Source organism: Collinsella sp. TM05-38, assembly GCF_003466445.1.
Classification (GTDB): domain Bacteria; phylum Actinomycetota; class Coriobacteriia; order Coriobacteriales; family Coriobacteriaceae; genus Collinsella.
Map to the genome: position 1 here is coordinate 155,991 of NZ_QSPM01000003.1, position 20,976 is coordinate 176,966.

Here is a 20,976-nt window from a genome sequence, read left to right on the forward strand (position 1 = left end):
TCCTCTGACGTGCAATTATACACTTCAGTTGGTTATCTGGTAGTAACCAGTTAAATGCAAAATATCATCACATGGAAACGATGTGAACACTAGTCGCCACGCTGGTGGTAAACCTTGTATTTAAACTGATCGGCACGAGCAACCGAGAGCGTATACTCCACAACCTCGTTTGACTCGTTATACGTAGTCCTGACCAAATCGAGCACAGGCGAACCCTCGACAATTCCCAAAAGATGGGCATCGGTGGGACGGGCTATGCTCGCATAAAACTCCTCTTCGGCCACGCGTATCTTTTGCTGAAAGTCCTGCTCAATCACATCGTAAAGCGGCTTACGCTCCAGCAGCGGTCGCTTTAGGGACAGAAATTGACGAACCGGTAGATAGCTACGTTCGACCATCATGGGCATGTTGTCGGCAGAACGAAGGCGCTTGAGCTTAAAAATGCGATCACCGATACGTAATCCCATATGCTCGGCCAGATTCTTATCGGCCTCCATCTCGCAAAACTCGAGAATCGTGGTCTCGGGGTCGCGACCCATCGCGCGCATCTGCTCGGTAAAACTGTAGGACTGCATAAGATTGGTTGCCTTTGCCGAACGGTCGGTCACAAAGGTACCGCGACCGTGCTGCCGAACCACCAGTCCCAAACGCTCCAGTTCCTGCAGAGCCAGGCGTACCGTAGTGCGCGAGAGGCCATAGCGTTCCGAAAGTTCGCGCTCGGAAGGAATCATGTCACCGGCGCGATATTCATGGTCAATCTTTTCGGTCAGAATATCGACCAGCTGATCGTACAGCGGTTGCTTACGCGCTCCGATCGCCATCCTATCCTCCCATTTTCTCAAACTCGGCTACTACCTTGGGTGTTTAGCATTATCTGTCTGCCACACCCGAATCATCAAGAAAACAAAAGCCGCGCGCTCTTTCGAGCACGCGGCTTTTAACATACACATGGCTTAAGGGGTCGGGGTGTGAGCCGCGTAGGGACACACCCCTCAAGCTAGAGCCTTACCAGATGCTCGGCCAGAGACCAAGCGGGCCAGCGCCCAGGATGCCCAAGACGAAGAGCAGCAGAATGCCCTTGGTCGGGGTCCAGCTGTGCTTAGCGAACATGTAGTAAAGCAGCAGCGTAAGCATAAGCGGGACGAGCTTCGGGACGATGGTGTTGAGGGTGTCGGCAACGGAGAAGTTGACCGGATCCTCGGTGACGGTGCCGTAGGTAACGGACTGCATGCCGTTGCCCAGATCGGTGACGCCGCACTCGACAGCGTTGCCGTCGGCATCGGAAGCGGTGAGGGCGTTGCCGTCCTCATCGGTCATGGCGATGGTACCGGCCTCAGCGGTCTCGGTATCGATGCCCTCCATACCGGTGAAGTTCTCGGCCTCCTTCTCGGAGACAATCACAGTAGTAGCGGAGAGGCCACGGGTGGTGCCGTTGGGGATCTGGAGGTTGATCTGGGTGCCACCCATGGTGACGACCAGGCAACCGACGACGAAGACGCCCATGATGGAAGCGGCACGCGTGAAGGCCTGCATGTTGGCAGTCAGAGCGTCAATAGCGCTGGTGCCAAGCTTGTAGGACCAGTTCATGAGCCAGAAGCGCAGAGCGAACTGGACGACGTTGAAGATCACCAGGAAGATGATCGGCGCAGCGGCGTTGCCGTTGATGGCCATGTTGGAGGTGATGCCGGCCGTGATAGGCACGAGCGTCAGCCAGAACAGGGCGTCACCGATACCACCGAGCGGGCCCATTGCGGCGACGCGGACGGCGCGGATCGTGGGGATGTCAACCTTGTTCTGCTCGAGCGAAAGCACGATACCCATAACAAAGGTGACGAGGAACGGGTGGGTGTTGAAGAACTCCAGGTTGTGGCTCATGGAAGCCGCGAGGTCGTTCTTGTTGGTGTGGATCTTCTCCAGACCGGGGATGATGGAGTAAAGCCAGCCAGCGGCCTGCATGCGCTCGTAGTTGAACGATGCCTGCAGGAAGCAGGAGCGCCAAGCCATCTTGTTGAGGGTCTTCTGGTCGAGCTGCGGAGCAGGAGTGAGATCCTCGTAGTGCTCCGGGATCACATACTCATTAGATGCCATCTTCGAAGTCACCTCCGTCAGAAACAGCTGCACCCTTCAGCTCGGTTTGCTGCTGGAAGTCCCAGAAAGCGATGCCGAAGCCGATGAGAGCGAGGATGAGCAGGGCAGGGGTTGCCAGAGAATCGTTGGCAACGGTGATGAGCGCGAGGCCAAAGCCCATGAGGAAGAAGCCCCACATATCGCGGTTCATCATAACCTTGAGCAGGACGGCGAAGCCGACGAAGCGCATCATGCCGCCTGCAGCGGACAGACCGGTCTGCAGCCAAGTCGGGATGGCGGAAGCGATGGTCTGACCGATGGTAGCGCCAGCGATGAAGAACAGGGTGACGACGACAGCGAAGATCAGGCCGAGCAGAGCCATGGCGAAGTAGTTCAGACGCTCGATGCCCTTGGTGTCAGCGTTATGAGCCATGTTGTCCGCGGAGGACATGAGGGGCGACATAAGCGTGAAGACCAGGGTAACGCCGAGCTGACCAAGCAGAGCGAACGGAATGGCAAGGCCGACTGCCGCGTTGGGCTCGAGGCCCGTAGCGATAGCGAGAATGGCTGCCATGATGCCGCCGATGACGGCGTTAGGCGGCTGAGCGCCTCCGATCGGCATGTTGCCGATCGTCATGAGCTGATAGGTACCACCCACGAGAAGACCGGTGTTGAGGTCGCCAAGGATAAGACCGATGACGGCGCCGGTGACGATGGGCTGATAGAGAGACTCGAGGAAGTTGAACTGGTCGATTGCCGCGACGAACGTGACGATGAAGACCAGAGCGACCTGGATGATCGAGTATTCCATCTTGCTCCTCCTTTCAAAATGTATGTACGCACTTTGGATATCACGTACAGAACGTCAGGGTTTCAATCCTGACAACGTGGATCACAAGGATTACGAGAAGAGCTTGCTCGTGTCCTCAACAGGCGTGCTCGGAACGCGCCTGATCTCCAACTCCACCCCCAATTCCTGCAGCTCTTTAAACGCAGCGACATCCTCGTCGTTAACTGCGACGGAGGTGGCGACTTGGCGCTTTCCTTCCGACATGTGCATGTTGCCGATGTTTACCTTCTTTATAGGCACACCGCCCTTGACGAGCGTAAGCACGTCTTCCGGTGTTTCGGCCACGATGAAGATCTTCTGGCGCGGGCTCGCCTTGCCAATGACGTCGATGGTCTTCTGCAGGGAGAAGAAACGCGTAGCGACGCCGGCGGGAGCGGCCATCTTCATGAGGTTCTGGCGCATGGTGTTGGTCGACACGTCGTCGTTGGCGACGAGGATGAGGTTGGAGCCCAGGGTGGAGTTCCACTGGGTAGCGACCTGACCATGGACCAGTCGGTTATCGATGCGGGTAAGAAGAATGTTGGGTTCTGCCATGTTGATCAGCTTCCTTTCGTTATTTGCTGACGACAGTTACTTGATCTCCTGAATCGCGTAACGCGAAACATCTACGACGGCACCGGATCGGACTTTGATCTGGACCTTCTCGCCTTCGATACCCTTGACGGTTCCGTAGATACCGCCAGCGAAAAGGACCTCCTGACCCGGCTTGAGCTCGGTGTGCAGCTCTTTGAAGTACTTCTGCTTCTTCTTCATGTTGATTTGCGACCAGATGGTGTAAATCAAGCCCATGATGACAAGCAGGCCCAAAAGAGCGACCGAAGAGCTCAGGACGCTGGCTCCGAAATCGGCCATTAGATGCCGTCCTCGTCGCCGAAGATATCCTCTTCATCGGAGCCGGCAACGGATGCGACCGTCTGGGCGGTGATGCCCGTCTGGCCAACAGTCACGGCCTGCTCGCCAAGCTCGGCGAGCGTGGCGTTACCGCGGAGGAACAGAAGCTCAATAACCATGGGAAGGTTGGTGCCAGTCAGAACCTCGACGTTGTCGACATCCTGGGCAATCATCATCGACTGATTGAACGGAGTACCACCGAGCAGGTCGGTAAAGACGAGCACGCCATCGCACTCCTCGCGCATGGCGGTAATAGCGGCGCGGAGATCCTCACCGTAGGAAGCAGCCTGGTCGCCCTCAAAAGGAACGACGGTAAAAGCGGGCTGGTCGCCGGCAACCATAGCGATAGCACTTGCAAGGCCGGGTGCGAACTGTCCATGACCGGTGAGAATAAAGCCAACCATTCAAATTTCCCTTCCGAAGGTGTGTACGATCTGAGTCCGATGATGTTCGGAAGCCAGCGGGCGCTCGCCCTTAAAGCTTCTTAGAAAGCGTTCTTTGAAGACCAGTGGTCTCTCAACTGGTAGTAACCACGTGACGTGTTGTTGTCACTATATCACCACAGAAGAGGTCGCTTTCGTTGATTCATACAGTAAAACGTTTTTGCACCGTTCACGGTGATAAATCGACCGTTTACCGCTCGTTAACACTTCTACCTGCGGTTTTGAAACCGTTTCGAAATGCGTTGGCAAAAGATCGGATCTTTTTCTGTGTCTAGACAACGTAGGGCGGCTAAATATAGCGTGTAGGAAAAATGCAGGTCATTGTGAAGATTTGTGAATTGGTCTTTTTGACTTAATACCAGTTAGAACCAGTTTAGAAATTATCGGTGAACGGTAGTTTTTGACCGTTCACCGGTTATTTGCAATCGTTTGCAGCCGTTTTCCCATATGAATTAGGGAGACCCGATGAAGCACTTGCGCGGTTGCAGGATATTTCAATACTCGTCCATCCCCCGCGCGCCAAACTCCCACTCCCTGAATGTGCCATAAGCTCTCGCTATTCGTCTTACAAACATTACTTACTCAAATCAGTAATTATTTATTGTTTATCGTTAAGTATGTTATAAGATTTAAGTATCATCCAAGACATCGGTTGGAGGAGTCATGAACCACTGGAACGCATCCAAATCGAATGAAGCCATCAATCGTGAACAAGCAATCGCCAAGCTGAGGAAGCTCACTCACATCTGCAAATTGGCCACAATCTGCACCACCGTGCCGCTCGCTCTGGCACTCCTCGCAGTCATTGCAATCGAACTTCTACTCATATTGCCTAGCCTCTCCCAAGGGTTCTGTCTCCAATCCGTAGAGCTTACGGCTGGCGAAGGGCCATTTCTCGCTCTCGTCGGCGCCAACGAACAGACCCCTCTTATGCTTGTCGCGCACGACGGTCATACTGCCATAGGGAGCGGCATGATGGCATGCCTCGCGCTTGCCATCGCGCTAAGCGCATACAGGTTTTTCTCCGCCATTGAAAAGGCGGGCAGGCCCTTTGACCTCGAATGCATCCGCATACTACGTCAAATAGGACATTTGTTCCTTATCGGCGGCGCCGCCGTGAAACTTTTTGGTGCCATAGTCACAGGGCTGATACTCTCAGGATTTGGCGGTAGCTTTACGGATGCGCTTGGCGGCCAGCATCTCGACCTCTCCATGCTCTTTACAGGCCTGATTATTAGCCTGATTGCCAGCGTCTTCCAGTACGGGTGTATCCTGCAAAAACAAGATGACGAGTTGCTCTAGGGGGAATCCATGATTATTCTGCGGCTCGACCGCATGCTCGCCGAACGCAAGATCTCATCGAAAGAGCTTGCGGAACGCGTGGGCATCTCCCAGGTCAATATGTCGCGCATCAAGACGGGCAAGGTTTCTGCCGTGCGCTTTTCAACTCTTGACGCGATATGCCGAGCACTCGACTGCCAACCGGGCGATGTACTGGAATATATGCCTGACGATGAAGCCGATAACCTTTTTGGACTTAAAGATTAATAGGCATAATCTAACCACCAGTGTCTAAACGCAATATGCCCGCTAGAACGACATCCGTTCTAGCGGGCTTATCAGATTTTTTTGGCTACGCACTCGGTGGCTCGGGCAGCCCTTACGCAAACAGGCCGTAGATGCTGATGTTGGCCTTGGCGTAGAGGCCGTTAGCATACTCGGTCCACTTGGAGCTGGCGCTCGAAGCCTGCGAGGAGTACTGCTGGTAGGCGGTGTAATAGGCGGTCATGGCCTGTTTATAGGTAGCGCTATCGGCAGTAAAGGCATCGTCGGCGAATGCCTTAGCGTAGGTGCCATCGGCGTCCTTCCAGGTGCCCTTTGAGCTATCCCACTCGTCGCCGGCAAGGTTGATGATGTAGTTGGCGTAGTCCTTGCTCGCGGTCTCCTCGTTGCCGTCAGCAGGCTCGGTCGGGGCGGTCGGCATGCTTGCGGAGCTGTCGCCGACCTTCTTCTTGTAGAGCTTCTGCAGCGTCGCGGACTGGCGGACGATCTGCTTGGCCTGGTCCTTGGAGACGCCATACTGCTTGGCCATGGTGTCGTAGTCAGAAGTGCCGATAGAATCCTCGGCGTACTTCTTCATCTCCTTAGAAGAGACGGTAATGCCCTCGTCCTCGGCAGCATCGAGCAGAATCTTGTTGCGCACGTAGGACAGGATGACGTCGGCAGAAGGAGCCGTGTAGTTACCGTCGCCATCCTTGACGGTGTCGAGGCTGTACTGGCTCTCGATAGCCTCGCGCGCGGTGATGTCGCTCTTCTTGCCGTTGTAGCTATAGCTTGCCACGGTCGAATCGAGCTGGTCCTCGGTCAGGGTCGACGAACCGACGCCCTTGCCGCCAAAGCCGCCATTGCCAATAAAGAAGCCGACCACAGCAGCGATCACGACTGCAACCACGAAGGGGGCGATCATCGTCTTCTTGTGCTTGGATGCATGGTCGTCTTCCTCGGAACCCAGAATATCGTCATCCTTGTCCTGGGCCTCGGGCATCAGATTCTCGTCAGCGGCATCTGCGGCGATCTGAGCCTCCAGACGGGCGTCCTCCTCCTCGGCCGTCGTACCGGCGGCAATGTGCTCGGCAGACGTACCGGCGACCAGATCGATCTTCTCATCCTCGTCACCATTGGGGCCTTCGCCGCGCTCGATGATCTGGATGCCGTCGATCTCGTCCTTCTCGTCCTTCTTTTGAATCAAACCCATATCGGTTACTCCTTGTTAGGAAGCATAGTCCCCAATAGAATACGCCCGACGGAGCGCCGGGCGTATTGATTCTTAGGTTATACGCAAACACTTAAGTACTATTTAGGCGTTTGCAGCCTGCATGCCTTAGACCAGGTGCGCGATAACGGCATCGGCAAAGGCCTGCGTACCCACGGCACCCTCAACGGAACCGGTCTGGGCACGACGCACGTCACCGGTAACCTGCTCGCCCTCGTCGAGCGTGGCAGAAACGGCGGCGCGAATGCGATTAGCGGCGTCGTTCTCGCCCAAGTGATCAAGCATCATGGCAGCAGAGAGAATTTCTGCCGTGGGGTTAGCGATATCCTGGCCGGCGATATCGGGCGCGGAGCCGTGCGTTGCCTCAAAGATGGCGCAGTCGGCACCGATATTGGAGCCCGGAGCCATACCCAGGCCGCCCACCAGGCCGGCGCACAGGTCGCTCACGATGTCGCCGTACAGGTTGGGCAGCACCAGGACATCAAAGTCGTTGGGGTTCTGGACCAGGCCCATGCAGGTGGCGTCGACGATCTTGTCGTTGAACTCGATGTCGGGATAGTTGGCGGCCACCTCGCGCGCAACGCGCAGGAACAGGCCGTCGGTCGCCTTCATGATGTTGGCCTTGTGCACGGCCGTCACCTTTTTGCGGCCGCAGCGGCGGGCGTACTCAAAGGCGTATTCCACAATGCGGCGGCTCTTGGCGATGGAGATGGGCTTGATCGAGATGGCGGAATCAGCGGCGAAGGTCTTCTGACCCGAGCGCTCGACGAGCTGCGAGAGCTCCTCGACCTCGGCAGCGCCCTCATCGAACTCGATACCGGCGTAAAGGTCCTCGGTGTTCTCGCGCACGATGACCAGATCGACGTCGCGGAAGCGCGAGCCGTCGCCCGGCTGCGACAAGCAGGGGCGCACGCAGGCGTACAGGTCGAAGTGCTTGCGCAGGGCGACGTTAACGCTGCGGAAGCCCGTGCCGACCGGTGTGGTGATGGGGCCCTTGATGGCAACTTTGGTCTCGGCGACCGCATCGAGGACGTGCTGGGGCAGCGGCGTACCGAACTCGTCCATGACGCCGGCGCCGGCCTCCTGGACGTTCCAGTTGATCTGGACACCGGTGGCCTCGACCACGCGGCGCATGGCCTGCGTAATCTCGGGACCGATACCGTCACCGGGAATCAGGACTACATCGTGCGCCATAATCTGTTACTCCTCGTCTTCGGCGTCGTCAGATTTTTTAACGCTAGCACGCTTCTTCTTTTTGGAGAGTTCCAGGCCAAAACGTTTAACAAGCATTTCGCAAATCTCGCTCGAACGGGCCTTGAGATAGCTGCCCTTGCCGTTCTCGGCATCGAACTTAAGGCGCAGTGCGAGCTTCTCGGCGACCTCGGCGTCGATCTCGCCCTGACCAAACTCGTACAGGCAACCGAGCATGTCGCGATACTCAAGGTCGCCGTGGTAGCACTGGATGGCCTCGTCCAGGATGGGCCAAGCCTCGCGCGAACGCTCGACGCTCGTGGCGCCCCATACGCACAGCAGGCGGAAGGCGGCATAGCGCAACGTGGAGGAAATCTCGTCGAACAGCGCGGTCTCGGCACCCTCAAAGGCATCGCCCAGCTGCTCGGGGCAGGTGGTGGCGAGCGCCGTCAGGGCATCGAGAGCCTCCCAGCGGGTCTGAGCCTCGGGGCGGTCGAGTGCCTCGATCAGCGCGGGCACGCAGGGCACGACGCGCTGCGGATCGCGCTCGGCAAGCAGGTGCAGCACGCGGGCGGCAAACTGGCGGATGCGGCGCGTGGGGCATCCGAGCTCCTGGACCAGGCGGTCGACAGCGTTCTCGTTCTCCTCTGCCAGCTGAAGCTGTGCCAGCTCCTCGTCGGTGAGCTGTTCGTCTTTGTTTTCTGCCATAGTTACCTCTTCTTACTATTTCTTAGCGTGCTTGCCAGCACCCTTGCTGTCATCGGTGACCGAGATGAGCTGTCGGTCGGCCGCACCATTGCGACGCGCACGGCGGCGCTCCTCGGCGTCACCCGCGTCGGCGGCGGCGCGATGGGCCTTGTTGACATTAAAGACCTCGTCGTGCTTGCGCCACGGACCGACGGACTCGCCAAAGCTCATCTTAAGACCGGCGATAAAACCGCCGAGCCAGCCGATCGGCGCAAACTGCACCAGCGGGAACAGCGAGAACACCCAGGTCAGCAGGACGACTGCCGCCGCTCCTGCAAAGTTGGCAATCCAGTAGTCGCGCTTGGTGATGACGCGCTTTTCGCAGGCCCACTGGCCGCACAAAAAGCCAATGTAGATCGCAAAGAGAAAGAGCACCAGCGCGAGCACCACGAACGTCCAGCTCATGGGCGCTACTCCTCGTGATGGTGGCCGCAGCAGCACTCGTGGCCGTCGTCATGGCCGTGGCCGCCACAGCACTCGTGGTCCTCGCCGTGGTGGTGGCCACAACCGCACTCATGCTCGTCGCCGTGCTCGCCGCAACCGCAGCCCTCCTCGTGAGCACCATGCTCCTCGGGACGATACTGCGACCAGTCCAGTCCGGCGGCGATGGCGTCGGCCTCCTCCTTGTAGAGTACCGTGATGGCCTGGGTGCCCAGCTTGGCGCCGCCGATGGCGTCGAGCATATCGTAGAGCGTAAAGGCCACGTCGGCGCCGGGCAGCGCAAGCTCGCGATCGTCGGCATAGGCGAGCGCCAAACGCAGGTCCTTAATGAAGTGCTCGACCATAAAGCCGGGCTTGTAGTCGCCGTCGAGCGCCTTGGGCGCCAGGCTCTCCATGGCGCCGGACTTGCCGGTGCCGCCCAGGATCATCTGACGGGTCTTCTCAAGATCAAGGCCGCTCAGCTCGGCAAACGCCAGCGCATCGGCCATGCCGACCATGCAGGCGCCCAGCGACACCTGGTTGGCGAGCTTGGCAGCCTGACCCTTGCCGGCGCCATCGAAGCAGCAGATAGTTGCCGCAAAGGTGGAAAGGATGTCGCGGACCGGGGCGATGTCGTTCTCGGTGGCGCCCACGATGGCCGTGAGCGTGCCGGCGATAGCACCGGACTCGCCGCCGGTGACGGGGCAGTCAAACGCCATGCGGCCGGAAACCTGGGCGGCCTCGGCAATATCGCGCGCGAGCTCGGGCGAGCTCGTGGTGAGGTCGATCAGGACCGCGCCGGGCTTGGTGCACGCGAACAGGCCGTCGCCCGCCAGGTAGAGCTCCTCGACCTCGGAGGGATAACCCACCATGGTAAAGACGACGTCGGCGTTCGCCACGGCATCTGCCGGCGTATCGGCCCAGACGGCGCCGCGCTCGATAAGCGCCGCGGCCTTGGACTTGGTGCGGTTGTAGACCGTGACGGGGTAGCCGGCGTCCAGAATGTGGCCGGCGATGGGGGCACCCATGATTCCGGTGCCGATAAATGCGACAGAGAGCTTGTTTGCCATGAAACCTTTCCTTTTGGGTTGGGTGTTATTACCAGGTTGAATACTCGGTGCCAGCGTTTGGGCTGTGAGTTGAGGGCGATTACGGCCGCAGCGCCTGTCTACTGGCCGCGCACACGGCGGGCGATGCGGTCGGAAAGCGACGCCTTGTCGGCGCGGTTCTTGCCCCAAAACGCGCAGGCCACCATGCCAGGACCCACGTGCGAGCCGATGGTGGGGCCCACGGAGCTGCGGATAATCGTGACGTCGGCGCAGCCCTCCTCCTTGCGGATGGCGGCCTCGAGCCAGTCACCGTCCTTCTCGGCATCGGCCGTCATAATGGCGATGGGCATGGTGCGGTCGGGCACGTAGTTCTCGCGAAACGACTTGAGGATGGACTTGAGCGCCTTCTTGCGACCGCGGTTGACGCCGATCAGCGACAGCGAGCCGGCCAGGTCGTAAGACAGCTCGGGTTTGACATCGAGCTTTGCCGTGAGCTGTGCCGCTGCGGGCGGAATGCGACCGCCGGCAGCCAGCGCATCGAAGCTCTCGAGCGTAAAGTAGCCGTGGACATAGGTCTTGGCCTCGTTTGCCCAGTCGACCAGCTGCTTGGCGGTAAGTCCCGCCGAGCGTTGACGGACGGCCTCGAGCGCCAAGAGCTCGCCGGTCGCGCAGGGCAGAGCGTTGTCGACCACGTAGAGCTCAAAATCGGGATACTCGGCGCGCACGGCATCTGCCGCCTGGCACGCGGAGTTGTAGCTCGACGACAGCGCCGAGGTAAAGCACAGGTAGACCGTGGGCGTACCCTCTTTGGCGCACTCGGTAAAGAACTCGATATAGCGACCGAGTGACACGGCGGAGGTAGACACGCGAGCGCCGGCGCGCATGCGGTCGTAGAACTCCTTGGGGCTCATGCTCGACCAGATATCGTCCGTGCGCTCCTCGCCATCGATGATAAAGGGGAAGCCCAAGATATCGACATCGAGGTTCGCAGCGACCTCGGGGCTAAAGTCGCAGCAGGTATCGACGACGATGCGGCAGCGGTCAGAATGGCCGGTAGATGCAGCCTTGTCCATCAAAGCGACTCCTTACGTAAAAAAGGCGGCCATCCGCATGGGATGACCGCCGGCCGTTAACTCATGCAAGTTAACGTATTTTACTCGTCAAGTGTTTCGATGCGGGGCTTGATGATGCCATATCCACCATTCTTACGGTGATACACCACATTGATGAGGCCAGTCGTCGCGTTCTCGAACACGTAGAAGTCGTGGCCCAGCAGATCGGTCTGTACCAGCGCCTGCTCCTCAGTCATCGGGGTGACATCGATGACCTTCTCGCGGACGAGCAGATCGTCCTCCTCCTCGGGCAGCAGCAGGTCGGCCAAATCCTCGACGCGCTCGACCGGTGCGACATCCGCTGCGCTGGCACCGCCCTGGCGGTTGTCCACGACCTTGGTCTTAAACTTGCGCAGCTGGCGGGTGACCTTATCGGCGGAGAGGTCGATGGCGGCGTACATATCTGCGCCATGCTCGGCAACGCGAATCACCGAACCGCGGGCACGAACCGTAACCTCGACGATTGCCGGGTTGGGGTTCGAGGGGTTCTTCTCATAGCGAAGCACAACGTCGACCGTCATGGGCTCGATATCGAAAACCTTGAGCGCCTCGCCGATCTTCTCATCCACATGCGCACGCAGAGCATCGGTTACCGTCGTCTTGCGTCCAGAAACCTTGATATCCATACGTGGCTCCAATCTGCCTCGGGGACTTACTGTACTGGCTATGTACCCACTGCCGTGCATTTAATCACCCGAATTCCCAAAGACCCGAATAACGATTGCTTGATACCGCATACCGAAGTCTCGCACTTTTCCGTGGCAAAGTGCGCTATAGGAAAGCGTCGGCTGAGTTGGTTTTTCTCCTGGAAATTGCCCTTGACCTGCTGGTTTTACGGAAACAAAAAAGCCGGGCTTCCCTATTGGGGAAGCCCGGCGGTGCATGTTGAAACCGTGAAGAGGTGTCCTTTCCATCGTATAGGAGACACCACCCCTAGCAATAACTAGCTATTAAGTTTGTTAATGTCGTCGTCGGTGATGGCGCCTTCCTGACTGGACGATTTGTCCTCGGAGGATGCGGTCTCATTGTTGGAATTGGAGGACTCGCTGCCGGAGGACATGGTCTCACTGGACTCAGAATCGCCCAGCTGCACGTTAGCGCCCGAAACCGTCTTAGTGGTGAGGTCGTAGGGCATCGTGCCGTACCAGACGCAGTGGACCGCCTCGAGCGTGCCGTCGGCCGCAATACCGTCGAGGGCATCGCTCACGGCACGGCACAGTTCGTCATTGGACGAGAGGCCGACAACACTAAGCGTCGAGGGCGCCTCGAGCGAACCGACATAGGAGACCTCGCTCATCAGGCGTGCAAGGTAGCCGCCGGCCGTAGAGTCGCAGATCACATAGTCGACCTCGCCGGACTCGAGCGCCTCAAAGCACTCGTTGATGTTGGAATAGGTCTTTTGGTTGGCGGTGATGCTCTGCTTAGCAAGCGCCTCCTGCGAGGCCGAGGACATCTGAACGCCCAGGGTGGACGTGTTAAGGGTATCGGTGGAAACGCTGAGCGACCCACCATCGCTAGTTTTACCGAACACAGAAGCGGCATCGTACAGGCAGGCGCCGAGCGAGCTAATGTCCCCGTCCGTGGAGTTGATCTCGCCGATAAAGATATCGGCCTTTTTGTCGCCGAGTGCGGAACCTGCCGAGGACGCATCGACAAAGGCGACCTTAAGGCCCATGCGGCTTGCGAGGGCGCGGGCAGCGTCGACTGCATACCCCGTAAGCTCGCCGTCGGCGCCCTGCATTGCCTGTGGCGCATCGGAAGTATCGAGGGCGACCGTCAGGGTTCCGGGAGTGACCAGGGCATCATCCGACACCGCCGGCGTGACGGTCTCGTACTCGATCTGGTCGATCGTGGGAGTCGTGAACGTAGACAGCGGGTTGAACGCGCATCCGCTCAGGCCCAAAACGGCAATGACCGCTGCAGTCCCAGCACCTAACCGAGCCGCGTGCATCAAGCTGCCCCTCACCATGTCCACTACCCTGCCTTCTGTGTCGTATACGATCCGTGCGTTGCGCGGAATATCAGGTTGTTCCCACCAGCTGACCTGGTATTTGACCCCACACTTGCGCACCGGGGTGTTTGCTCGGGAGGCCGCAGCCACCTTCACGACTGACCCGCTCGCCCGCGAGGCGGTATTGCCCCAAAGAAAGTAGAACGGACGGTGCGGCTTACATCTAGGACGCGCCATGATCGCGCCGCGCGCACGCGGTCGCTTACGTGGATCCCTTTGACCGCGTCTGTCTTGGACTAGGACGGGCATTTCGCCCGTCCGCAACCACAGCCTGGTAGGAACGAAGCGCATTATAGCTAAGTTCAAGCTAAAGTTTAAGGTTAGGGGCGTCATTCGCATCGCGAGTACAGATTTCGCAGGTCGGAGTGGGCTATTCGTGCCCCTATGAAGCCCGAAGCTCCCCTGTGGGGAGCTCCGGGGCACCCTTCTTAGGGTGCCGTGACCAAAAAATGGCAAATATGAGTACTGTCACCGATTTAGTAACAGGCAGTTTTGGCCTCTCGGACAGATTTCGCGCTCAGTGTCGCCAACCTGATGCTTAGTTATTCTACATTTGTTTATTATCTTCTTACTTTACGCCGCCTCCGAGTCCTAAATTCTTTGATTTTGCTGTTACTGATTTAGTGACAGTACTCATATTTGCCATATTTTGGCCAGGGCATATGATTAACCCCCTGTTTTCGTCGCGAATTAGACCGGCTTAAGCCCAAAACACACCCGCAGCGTGTTAAGCAACGCCTCTTGCTTCTTTCTGCGGGCATCGACACGATTCCGGTACCGCTTTCGCATACGCTGGTGGATGCGCCATGCGAGCGCTTCCATCGCTTCCATGTCGCAAAGCATTTCGTTGTTGACCGTTGCGACCTCGATTCCCATAGTAATCAAGCCCGTGTTGCGTTTTTCATCATGGGTACGTCCCCTCCGGGAGGAATGGCCCAGCTCACCGTTGTATTCCAGGTCAAACCGGGCTGCCTCCTGATATGCATCGCAAACTGCATGGGGCATCCCCGAGATTGCCTGCGCGCGATCATCGAACTCGATCTTGTAGTCGGTCTTAAAGGGACCGCAAGCAAATCCTCCATAGGAAAACGGAAGCGAAAACAGGGCGAGCATGATGCACTCCATGGGCGAGCGCAGGTTTTCTGACAAGTAGGGACACAGACGCTGCAATTGTTTGGCCGCGTTTCCCTTGCATACCGCGAGGTAATCTGCCAAGCGATCGAGCGTCAGCACTGGCTCGACTTCAAAGTAGCCCACGTCTGTCGGTTGGTCCTTGTCCTTTGCAAGTTTGTTCGCAACGGGCGAGGTGTAGGGAGGCAGATACTTCCCGCGGTCGCTCAGTGAAATCTTAGAGCACAGTTCCTGGGTTAGGGCAAACGCCTGGATGCAGCCAACCTCGCGTGCAACGGCAACACAAAGGGCCTCGGGAGATAGGCTGTACACCCCCGGTTCCACCTCTAGAATCGAGCCGGCAGGCAACTCGGAGCATACGGACCAACTCACGCCAAGAATGCGGCGGCGCTGCGCTGCAGACCCTACCAGCAAACACAAATCCTCTTGCACCTCGCCGCTTGCGGCCCCAATCCGCACCAAGTCGGGAAGATAGATGTCCTCGGTCGAGGGCGACGACGTGCGCAGCACACGGCGCTCCTCATCGGGATCAAGGTCCTTCCAGCTGATATAGCCCATCTGCCGGCGCTCGGCGCGCATCATGCGCAGCGCCGAGGCGCCTGTTAGGATTACGGAAGCCGCTAGCTGTTCGCCTGTCGGCTCGTTGCGCCGCTCAATCTTTACTGCCACAAAACCACCCCTACCAAACACGTGCGATAGCAAGGCCATCGACTGCCGCAGCGCCGGCGCGCTTGAGTTCCGCCGAAGCCGCGGCCATCGTCGCGCCCGTAGTGATAACGTCATCGATAAGCAGCAGGCGGCGGCCGTGCACGTCCTCAACCGTCTCGTACATGCCTTGGGCACGCTCGCGGCGCTCCTCACGACCGAGTTTGCGCTGGTCGCCATGGCCGTACTTGACGAGGGCATCGAGCAGAGGGACACCCGACAGCTCGCAAAATGGGCGCGCAATGGCCTCCATATGATCGAAACCGCGCCGCCGAAACGCTGCCGCCGTCGCAGGCACAAACACCACCGCATCCGCACCGGACAGCACGCCTCCTAAGCGTTCGGGCGCTACGACCTGGGCATGCAGGGCGGTGTCGTAGAGCAACTCCGCCAGATACGGAGCCAGACGTCGCTCGCCCGCGTCCTTGTAAGCTTTAATGATGCGCGGCAGCGGATGCGCATAGACGGCGCACACCAGGCAGCGGTCGAGCGCCTCCGACATTGCCGAGGACGTGCCCTCGACCGAACACTCAGTGCACAGCAAATCCCCAAACGGGGCACCGCATCGGGTGCAGCTATGACATGGGTCGATGAGCGTGAGCGCAGCCAGGCAGTCTTGGCAAATAAGCGTACCGGCGCGCTCGCAGCCGGCACATCGTGTTGGCGACAATGCCTCAAGCGCCTCGCGTGCCGCCCGCTCGGCAAACGGTCGCAATTCGTCCGCAAACGGTAGGGCGCCGGCACCCTGCAGACGGCTCAATATGTTCAGATGGCTCTTCAAGACACAACCCTCCCTACGTTCGGTCGCAGGGAGGGTTGTTGATTCAGCGCTATGATACCCCGATGCGCTCGGGGCAAGGCGGGCTAAATCCGCTCGCAGGCGTTATTCGCCGGCGGGCGGTTGTGGTGCAGACGAAGACGGGGTCGAGCCCTCGCCACCATCCTGGCGCGGCTTGCGGGAACGGCGACGGCGACGGCGCTTCTGGCCCTGATCGGCCGAACCCTCGCTACCGCGATCCTCGCGCAGCTCGCGATCGTCGCGAGCGGCGCCACGCGAAGCCTTGGCGGCAGTCCCTCCGCCATCTCCGGGACGACGGCGCGTGACCTTGACCTCGCCATCCGAGACCTGATCGGCCACGGAGGGCACTGAGGGCTTCTGCTGCGCGCCCGAGGAATGGCGACGGCGCGGACGCGGCGCGCGCTCGTCATCGTTGCGTTGCTTGCCACCCTTGTCGGCAGGCGTATCGGAACCCGAACCACCCTTGGGGGCGGCACCAGCCTCGCGAGCAGCTGCGGCGCGGAAGGCGTCCTCGCGCTCCTCACTCGACAAATGGCGGCGACGACGACGTGTGGGGTTCATGCCACCGCCGCGATTCTGCTGCTGGGGCTGCTGAGCCTCGCGCTCGCGAGAGGCGTTCTTGCCCGCGGCCACGGCCTCGGTAACATCGCCCGAGCCCGCGCGCTTGCGACGACGACGGCCACCGGCGGCCTCCTCGACTTCGGGCACCTCGGCCTTGCCGCGCCCCCTTCCGCGGCCACGACCCTCGCCCTGGCCTTGACCGGCGCGAGCATCGGATTCAGCATCGCGACGACGGCGCTTGGGCATCGACGTACCGGCCAGACGGTCGGCACTCGACAGACCATCACCCACGTCGACGCCGTTCTCACGGTCGAGCTCCATGAGCGCCAGGCGCATCTCAGGCGACTCGATGCGCTCGAGCACGTCGCGCGTCACGCAGTCGGGGCGACAGTTGCAGCCCTGCTCGGCGGCCTTCTTTTTGCAGCCCTCCGAGCACGTCATGTCGGCCAGATTGACCTTGAAGACCTTGCCGTTCTCCAGACGCAGCACAAGCTGCTCGCGCGGCGTGTCATATTCCTGGATGCGCGCCTTGCCGAGCGGCGTGTCGATAAGCGTCTTCTTTTTGGGCGCGCGGCTCTTAAAGTCCTTGTACGCCTCGAACTCATAGCGCAGGCAGCACATCAGGCGGCCGCAAACACCGCTGATCTTGGACGAGTTGAGCGGCAGGTCCTGCTCTTTTGCCATGCGAATCGAGACGGGCTCAAACTGTCCGCCAAAACGCGTGCAGCAGAGTTCCTGTCCGCACTGGGCATAGCCGCCCACCAGGCGGGTCTCGTCGCGCACGCCGATTTGGCGCATGTCGACGCGAATGTGCAGCGTCGAGGACAGGTCCTTGACGAGCTGGCGAAAATCGACGCGCTCCTCGGCCGCAAAGTAGAACACGGCCTTCTCGCCGCCAAACAGGTACTCGACGCCGACCGGCTTCATCTCGAGGTCGAGTTCCTTGACCAGACGGCGGAAATCGACCATGGCCTCGTCGCCTTGGATGGCCAGGTCATCGGCAAGCTGCAGGTCGATGTCGCTCGCCACGCGCAGCACGGGCTTGAGCGGCTGGCCGATCTCATCTTGCGGCACCTCGAAGGGATCGGCCGTGACCAGGCCGATCTCGGTTCCGCGCTCGGTGGAGCAAATGGCGTAATCGGCCTCGAGGATATCCAGGTCCTGCGGATCGAACCACAGGTCGCGCGAGGCGTAGGTAAACTTAACGGGTACGACTAACGGCATTTCAGTGCCTTCCTGATATCGAACAGCATGACCTCGATGGCCAGCTGGGGAGTAACGTTTCTGGCGATGTTGCGCTCGGCGGTTGCGACTGCCTCGAGCGCCCGCGTGGCACCCGCAACATTGGTCGCGGCGGCAAGCCGACCGATCGTGTCGCGCACGTCTTCGTTCACCACGTCGGCCGCCTCGTCCTGAAGCGTCAGCAGCACGTCGCGCATGAGCGTCCGCGCGCTCGCCAGCGCTTCCATGATACCCGAACGCTCGCGCGCGTTGAGTTCGCGCTTGTTGCGGTCCTCAAGCTGCTTCAATGCTCCACGCGACAGGTAATCGGCATTTTGCTCGAGCACCTTTTCCTGCGTGGACTTGACCTCGGCGAGCGGCGCCTTAACGGCGACGATGAGCGACTTGGCGAGGCTGAGCACATCAGCCTCGTCGGCGGCGATAAGCGAATCGATGGCGCGAACCATCTGGCGGCGAGCGTCCTGGCGCTCGGCGCTCTTAAGGAACTCGATGCCGCGCGTGGGGCTCCCCGCCACGGCGACCGCCATGCGACAACGCGCGAGGTCCTGGCCGGTGGCGCGGCTCACGGCCTGCGCGGCCACGGCGGGCGACACCAGCCGAAACGGCACGCACTGACAGCGGCTCACGATGGTGGGCAGCATCACGTCTGCGGAGGTGCCCAGCAGGATGAACATGACGCCCTCGGGCGGCTCCTCGAGCGTTTTGAGCAGTGCGTTGGCGGTATTAGCGCGCAGTTGCTCGGCACGGTCGATGATGTAGACCTTGGCCTTGGCACGGATAGGCGCCAGCGGCACGTCATCGAGCAGCTCGCGGGTCTGGGCAATGAGGTAGCCCGTGGCACTCTCGGGCGTGTAATAGTGCACGTCGGGATGCGTATGCCGAGCAACGCGCACGCAGCTGTCGCATGCGCCGCAGCCATCCTGCTCGCACAGGAAGGCCTGGGCGAGCGCCCATGCAGCGTCGAGCTTGCCGGCGCCGGGAGCACCCAAAAACAGGTAAGCGTGCGATGCGCGGCCGCCGGCGACGGCATTGGTCAAAAAGTCGCGCACGCGCTCTTGGGTGTCGAGCTTGGCCAACAGGCTTGTCTGAGCGGGGGCCATGTTACTCGGCCTCCTGGGCAAGCGCGGCGGCAACGGCGTCTTGGGAGATATCGAGACCGTGCGCGCGGACCTGCTCGACCGTCTTCGCAAAGACTTCCTCGATGGGCGCGGTGGCGTCGATGAGCTTTACGCGGGCGGGTTCCTCGGCGGCAATGCTGCAAAATCCCTGGTAAACGCGCTCTTGGAACGCCATGCCCTTTGCCTCCATGCGATCTGCCGCGCCACGGGCGGCCATACGCAGCGCCGCCTGCTCGGGTGTGATGTGGTAGACGAGCGTGAGCGCCGGATGCGTTCCCGCGACGGCCAGGTCATTGGCATCGCGTACCATCTGGCGATCGAGACCGTCGGCAAACGCTTGGTAGCAGGTCGTGGAATCGTAGAAGCGGTCGCACAGGACCACTTTACCGGCCGCGAGAGCGGGGGCTATGACCTCGTGCACCAGCTGGGCACGCGCAGCCTCGTAGAGCAACAGCTCGCAGGTATCGCCCATCGCCGTGTTGACGGGGTCGAGCAGCAGGGCGCGAATCTTTTCGCTGATGGCGGTACCGCCCGGCTCGCGCAGACTCACCACCTGGTAGCCGGCAAGATCGAGCGCACGGGCAAGCAGGCGCGCCTGCGTAGACTTGCCGGCGCCGTCGACGCCCTCGAGCGTGATGAAGCTATGTTGAGCGGGCTCAAAAGCCATGGGCGCAGCCCCTTCCTACATGGCGCGTAAATGCAGATATATCAACCAAGTCATGATACCCCAGGGGCAGGCGCGCCCCAACCACCAGGCGGCAGTTAGGGACGTTCCCAAACTGCCGGCCGAAAAGGAACGTCCCTAACTGTCATGATGGGGAATTTTGGACGATGGGTATAATCGTCGTATTGCATTGAAATGTGGCGAAAGGAGTGGCAATGTCTCGGTACTGCGCCTCGTGCGGCAAGCTTCTTGCAGATAATGCCAAGTTCTGCACCTCGTGCGGTGCACCCGTTGAGCAAACAACCGCGAGCGATAGCCAGCCCGCTTTTGAGCAGACCGGCTCCCTTGATATGCCGCAAGCCAAGGCGGACGACCCCCTCGCCTATCGCCCCGACCCCGCCGCAAGCCCCGCGGCCGTCGAGACCACGCAGCGCGTACCCGTCGCGAGCGGCTCGCCCCAACAGCAGCCGGCTCCCTCATACGCGCCCGCTTCGCCACAGACCCCCGCGCCCAAAAAGAGCGGCACCGGGCCGCTTATCGCCGTTATCGTTGTGCTGGTGGCGATCATCATCGCTCTGGTCATCTTCTTTGCAATCAGACCGTTCGACAACGCCGCCACGCAGACGACTGCCGAGGTAGCTAAGCTGCACCATGACGTCGACGACGATGACCTAAAGCCCCTCGGCGATCCCAACAGCCTGTACGACGATGATGACGATGACGACGAGGATGGCGGCGAAGCAACGCTCTCCGAGCAGAACCTCTACCGCCGACTGAGCGAATACTACGACCTGCTCGAAGACCTCGACAGCCAGGTCCGCGCCTGCGCGCAGGCCTTCAATGGCAGCTATCTGGAAGAAGATCGCACCACCCGTCAAAATCTCGCCGACGTCGCCGAGCGCACGGAGGACACCATCGAGCAGTATTACGACATCGTCGAGGATCTGGACGTCCCGACGAGCTCCAGGAACTACAGCTCCTGGAAGGACATCGTTGCCCTGTACGACGACCTGGATCACCGCATCGACGCAATCTGTGATGCCTGGGAGATCAGCCTGAAATACGCCAAGCCTGCGGACCATAAGAATGAGATCGTGGCGCCGCTGTCACACGACAACGTGGCGGGCACCAATGACAATAAGTACCGCCTAGACTTTGAGGAGCGCTATCCCGGCGCCAAACCCGTCGAAGTGAACTAGCGC

Annotated in this window: 22 protein-coding genes; 3 read left to right on the forward strand and 19 right to left on the reverse strand. The window is 59.9% G+C overall.

Going from position 1 to position 20,976, the window contains the following annotated elements; genetic code table 11:
* Positions 1-89: 89 nt before the first annotated feature.
* From DXD49_RS02455 to DXD49_RS02480, 6 genes are all read right to left on the reverse strand, one after another.
* Positions 90-821, reverse strand: coding sequence for a GntR family transcriptional regulator (locus DXD49_RS02455; RefSeq protein WP_117735495.1), 732 nt, complete (start codon positions 819-821; stop codon positions 90-92).
* A gap of 184 nt (positions 822-1,005) precedes the next feature.
* Entirely contained in the window at positions 1,006-2,088 is a 1,083-nt protein-coding gene (locus DXD49_RS02460) for a PTS system mannose/fructose/sorbose family transporter subunit IID (protein WP_117794116.1), read from the reverse strand.
* A complete protein-coding gene (locus DXD49_RS02465; protein ID WP_089572403.1) occupies positions 2,078-2,878 on the reverse strand; it encodes a PTS sugar transporter subunit IIC in 801 nt (266 codons plus the stop codon). The genes DXD49_RS02460 and DXD49_RS02465 overlap by 11 nt, the downstream gene beginning before the upstream one ends.
* Positions 2,879-2,968: 90 nt before the next feature.
* A complete protein-coding gene (gene agaV / locus DXD49_RS02470) occupies positions 2,969-3,451 on the reverse strand; it encodes a PTS N-acetylgalactosamine transporter subunit IIB (protein ID WP_089572404.1) in 483 nt (160 codons plus the stop codon).
* Positions 3,452-3,487: 36 nt separating this feature from the next.
* A complete protein-coding gene (gene yajC, locus DXD49_RS02475) occupies positions 3,488-3,769 on the reverse strand; it encodes a preprotein translocase subunit YajC (protein ID WP_117583566.1) in 282 nt (93 codons plus the stop codon).
* Entirely contained in the window at positions 3,769-4,212 is a 444-nt protein-coding gene (locus tag DXD49_RS02480; protein WP_117743271.1) for a PTS fructose transporter subunit IIA, read from the reverse strand. Before DXD49_RS02480 ends, yajC begins: the two co-directional genes overlap by 1 nt.
* Positions 4,213-4,914: 702 nt before the next feature.
* Here DXD49_RS02480 and DXD49_RS02485 point away from each other — a divergent pair.
* Together DXD49_RS02485 and DXD49_RS02490 are read left to right on the forward strand one after the other, a co-directional pair.
* Positions 4,915-5,553, forward strand: coding sequence for a DUF2975 domain-containing protein (locus DXD49_RS02485; protein ID WP_117794117.1), 639 nt, complete (start codon positions 4,915-4,917; stop codon positions 5,551-5,553).
* A gap of 9 nt (positions 5,554-5,562) precedes the next feature.
* Entirely contained in the window at positions 5,563-5,799 is a 237-nt protein-coding gene (locus tag DXD49_RS02490) for a helix-turn-helix transcriptional regulator (RefSeq protein ID WP_117564746.1), read from the forward strand.
* A 112-nt stretch (positions 5,800-5,911) separates the two neighbouring features.
* On the opposite strand, the gene DXD49_RS02495 is transcribed toward DXD49_RS02490, so the two are convergent.
* The 13 genes from DXD49_RS02495 to tmk form a co-directional block, all read right to left on the reverse strand.
* Positions 5,912-7,006, reverse strand: a complete 1,095-nt coding sequence (locus tag DXD49_RS02495) for a hypothetical protein (protein WP_117794118.1) — start codon at positions 7,004-7,006, stop codon at positions 5,912-5,914.
* Between the two features lie 126 nt (positions 7,007-7,132).
* A complete protein-coding gene (locus DXD49_RS02500; protein ID WP_117743273.1) occupies positions 7,133-8,218 on the reverse strand; it encodes an isocitrate/isopropylmalate dehydrogenase family protein in 1,086 nt (361 codons plus the stop codon).
* 6 nt (positions 8,219-8,224) lie between these two features.
* Complete coding sequence (locus DXD49_RS02505) at positions 8,225-8,923, reverse strand: HEAT repeat domain-containing protein (RefSeq protein WP_117794119.1); 699 nt, start codon at positions 8,921-8,923, stop codon at positions 8,225-8,227.
* 15 nt (positions 8,924-8,938) lie between these two features.
* Complete coding sequence (locus DXD49_RS02510) at positions 8,939-9,367, reverse strand: hypothetical protein (protein WP_055310425.1); 429 nt, start codon at positions 9,365-9,367, stop codon at positions 8,939-8,941.
* Positions 9,368-9,372: 5 nt separating this feature from the next.
* Positions 9,373-10,494, reverse strand: a complete 1,122-nt coding sequence (locus DXD49_RS02515; protein WP_255413634.1) for an NAD(P)-dependent oxidoreductase — start codon at positions 10,492-10,494, stop codon at positions 9,373-9,375.
* A gap of 56 nt (positions 10,495-10,550) precedes the next feature.
* A complete protein-coding gene (locus DXD49_RS02520; RefSeq protein ID WP_117763426.1) occupies positions 10,551-11,504 on the reverse strand; it encodes a DegV family protein in 954 nt (317 codons plus the stop codon).
* An 80-nt stretch (positions 11,505-11,584) separates the two neighbouring features.
* Positions 11,585-12,169: a ribosome hibernation-promoting factor, HPF/YfiA family gene (gene hpf, locus DXD49_RS02525; RefSeq protein WP_035137685.1), complete on the reverse strand. Its 585-nt coding sequence runs from the start codon at positions 12,167-12,169 to the stop codon at positions 11,585-11,587.
* Positions 12,170-12,486: 317 nt separating this feature from the next.
* A complete protein-coding gene (locus DXD49_RS02530) occupies positions 12,487-13,512 on the reverse strand; it encodes an ABC transporter substrate-binding protein (protein WP_233541729.1) in 1,026 nt (341 codons plus the stop codon).
* A 732-nt stretch (positions 13,513-14,244) separates the two neighbouring features.
* A complete protein-coding gene (locus DXD49_RS02535) occupies positions 14,245-15,354 on the reverse strand; it encodes a hypothetical protein (protein WP_117794122.1) in 1,110 nt (369 codons plus the stop codon).
* 10 nt (positions 15,355-15,364) lie between these two features.
* Positions 15,365-16,171, reverse strand: coding sequence for a ComF family protein (locus DXD49_RS02540; RefSeq protein ID WP_233541725.1), 807 nt, complete (start codon positions 16,169-16,171; stop codon positions 15,365-15,367).
* A 102-nt stretch (positions 16,172-16,273) separates the two neighbouring features.
* Positions 16,274-17,974: a regulatory iron-sulfur-containing complex subunit RicT gene (gene ricT, locus DXD49_RS02545; protein WP_117794123.1), complete on the reverse strand. Its 1,701-nt coding sequence runs from the start codon at positions 17,972-17,974 to the stop codon at positions 16,274-16,276.
* The gene (locus tag DXD49_RS02550; RefSeq protein WP_117743280.1) at positions 17,965-19,092 is read right to left on the reverse strand and encodes an ATP-binding protein; all 1,128 of its coding nucleotides are present in this window, start codon (positions 19,090-19,092) and stop codon (positions 17,965-17,967) included. The genes ricT and DXD49_RS02550 overlap by 10 nt, the downstream gene beginning before the upstream one ends.
* 1 nt (position 19,093) lies before the next feature.
* Positions 19,094-19,777 (reverse strand): dTMP kinase, encoded by a 684-nt coding sequence (gene tmk / locus DXD49_RS02555; protein WP_117794124.1) that lies wholly within the window; start codon positions 19,775-19,777, stop codon positions 19,094-19,096.
* 212 nt (positions 19,778-19,989) lie between these two features.
* Here tmk and DXD49_RS02560 point away from each other — a divergent pair, with 212 nt between their 5' ends.
* A complete protein-coding gene (locus tag DXD49_RS02560) occupies positions 19,990-20,973 on the forward strand; it encodes a zinc-ribbon domain-containing protein (RefSeq protein ID WP_117794125.1) in 984 nt (327 codons plus the stop codon).
* Positions 20,974-20,976: the final 3 nt, after the last annotated feature.

Coding starts and splice junctions, on each gene's coding strand:
- DXD49_RS02465 (WP_089572403.1), bottom strand. CDS start 2,878: ATGGAATACTCGATCATCCAGGTCGCTCTGGTCTTCATCGTCACGTTC.
- DXD49_RS02490 (WP_117564746.1), top strand. CDS start 5,563: ATGATTATTCTGCGGCTCGACCGCATGCTCGCCGAACGCAAGATCTCA.
- DXD49_RS02460 (WP_117794116.1), bottom strand. CDS start 2,088: ATGGCATCTAATGAGTATGTGATCCCGGAGCACTACGAGGATCTCACT.
- yajC (WP_117583566.1), bottom strand. CDS start 3,769: ATGGCCGATTTCGGAGCCAGCGTCCTGAGCTCTTCGGTCGCTCTTTTG.
- DXD49_RS02530 (WP_233541729.1), bottom strand. CDS start 13,512: ATGGTGAGGGGCAGCTTGATGCACGCGGCTCGGTTAGGTGCTGGGACT.
- agaV (WP_089572404.1), bottom strand. CDS start 3,451: ATGGCAGAACCCAACATTCTTCTTACCCGCATCGATAACCGACTGGTC.
- ricT (WP_117794123.1), bottom strand. CDS start 17,974: ATGCCGTTAGTCGTACCCGTTAAGTTTACCTACGCCTCGCGCGACCTG.
- DXD49_RS02550 (WP_117743280.1), bottom strand. CDS start 19,092: ATGGCCCCCGCTCAGACAAGCCTGTTGGCCAAGCTCGACACCCAAGAG.
- tmk (WP_117794124.1), bottom strand. CDS start 19,777: ATGGCTTTTGAGCCCGCTCAACATAGCTTCATCACGCTCGAGGGCGTC.
- DXD49_RS02500 (WP_117743273.1), bottom strand. CDS start 8,218: ATGGCGCACGATGTAGTCCTGATTCCCGGTGACGGTATCGGTCCCGAG.
- DXD49_RS02560 (WP_117794125.1), top strand. CDS start 19,990: ATGTCTCGGTACTGCGCCTCGTGCGGCAAGCTTCTTGCAGATAATGCC.
- DXD49_RS02510 (WP_055310425.1), bottom strand. CDS start 9,367: ATGAGCTGGACGTTCGTGGTGCTCGCGCTGGTGCTCTTTCTCTTTGCG.
- DXD49_RS02520 (WP_117763426.1), bottom strand. CDS start 11,504: ATGGACAAGGCTGCATCTACCGGCCATTCTGACCGCTGCCGCATCGTC.
- DXD49_RS02505 (WP_117794119.1), bottom strand. CDS start 8,923: ATGGCAGAAAACAAAGACGAACAGCTCACCGACGAGGAGCTGGCACAG.
- DXD49_RS02455 (WP_117735495.1), bottom strand. CDS start 821: ATGGCGATCGGAGCGCGTAAGCAACCGCTGTACGATCAGCTGGTCGAT.
- DXD49_RS02485 (WP_117794117.1), top strand. CDS start 4,915: ATGAACCACTGGAACGCATCCAAATCGAATGAAGCCATCAATCGTGAA.
- DXD49_RS02495 (WP_117794118.1), bottom strand. CDS start 7,006: ATGGGTTTGATTCAAAAGAAGGACGAGAAGGACGAGATCGACGGCATC.
- hpf (WP_035137685.1), bottom strand. CDS start 12,169: ATGGATATCAAGGTTTCTGGACGCAAGACGACGGTAACCGATGCTCTG.
- DXD49_RS02480 (WP_117743271.1), bottom strand. CDS start 4,212: ATGGTTGGCTTTATTCTCACCGGTCATGGACAGTTCGCACCCGGCCTT.